The sequence below is a fragment of the Pedobacter sp. 01T416_2 genome (assembly GCF_056398925.1).
The window spans coordinates 1-1,519 of the sequence record NZ_JBFTQI010001066.1 but is presented as its reverse complement, the minus strand read 5'-3'; the positions used below and the strand labels follow the sequence as shown (position 1 = coordinate 1,519).

The 1,519-nt window shown below is 40.7% G+C and carries 1 protein-coding gene; it reads right to left on the bottom strand.

Annotated elements, in window-relative coordinates; all coding sequences use genetic code 11:
* Nucleotides 1-1,422: M1 family metallopeptidase (locus AC1DPQ_RS27385; RefSeq protein WP_477611510.1), on the bottom strand; the 1,422-nt coding region annotated here is incomplete at its 3' end.
* Between the last annotated feature and the right edge of the window lie 97 nt (nucleotides 1,423-1,519).

Genomic DNA, 1,519 nt, shown 5'->3' with positions numbered 1-1,519 from the left:
ACGTAAATACTGATCGAAAACTTTATCCAGTTTAAGCCCGCTTTGTTTGGCTATGTAATTTTCAATCTGAGCAGTGGTTACCGTTTGATGGTAAAATGTTTTGCTTAGCCCGCGAAGAATCTGTCTGAATTTTTCATCGTTATTAATTAACTGGCGAATGGTACTAATCAAATTTGCACCTTTTGGATACATGTCGCCCGAGCCTTCTTTATTTACACCGTAAGGACCAATAACTGGAACATCATTACGGATGATTTTTTGTAATCCGATTACATATTCATCAGCAGCTGCTTTGTTCTCGGTACATTCGGTAAACAATACCTCAGAATAATTGGTGAAACCTTCGTGAATCCACATATCGGCGATATCTTTTGAGGTGATGTTATTGCCGAACCATTCGTGGCCGCTCTCGTGGATGGTGATGAAATCCCACTTTAAGCCATGGCCGGTACCGCTTAAATCTTTGCCTAAATAACCTGGTTTAAACTGATTGCCATAAGCTACTGCGCTTTGGTGTTCCATCCCTAAATGTGGTGCCTGAACCAGTTTGTAACCGTCTTTGTACCATGGGTAAGGACCAAACCAGTATTCGAAACATTTTAGCATGGGTTTAACATCGGCATCCCAATGTGGGCGGGCTTTGGCGCTATCGGTTTGCAGCGCCCAGTAATCGATGCTGAGTTTTCCGTTTTCACCATTGTAACTGTCTTGCCAGTGGGCATATTTGCCAATGTAAAAGGTTACATCATAGTTGTTGATGGGATTAGCGACAAACCAATTGTATTGTTTGTAACCATCCGGTTTATCTACAGTATTTCTCAGCCTTCCATTAGATATTTCCTGCAAAGTTTTAAGAACACTAATGCTGATTAACATACTATCTACTTCATCGCTCTGGTGATCTTTATTTGGCCACCATACACTTGCGCCTAAACCCTGGCAGGCTACGGAAACAAAAGGATTGCCGGCTTCATCTTTTTTGAAGATAAAACCGCCATCCCAAGGGGGTGTTTTGGCAACAGTAGGATTACCAGAATAGAAAACGATAAATCTATCTTTACTTCCTTTTTTAACTGCTTTAGGAAAGGTTACAAAAACCGCATTATATTCTCGGGTAAAAGGTAAACTGGCACCTTTATATACCACTTTATCTACTTTTAAGTTATCAAAAAGATCGAACTGTAATTTGGTGAAATCCTGTGTGGCGGTAAAAGCAAATTCATTGCTTCCGCTAACTGATTTTTGGTCGATATCGATCTTCACATCTAAGTGGTAATAATTAATATCGTAGCAGGTACGTAAAGGGGTAAGTGTTCCGCGGAGGCTATCGGCCCTTGAGTTTACCTGGTTTTTGCCAAGCATCTGTGCCTGTACAGCCGAAATGCTGATGCTGATGGCAAGGATGAATAGTAACTTTTTCATTTGTTATGTTTTTGTTGATCGTTATAAACGATCGGTTATTTATGAGGGTGTATCATAAAGGCGATTTCACCTCAGATGCTGTCATGTTGAGCCTGTC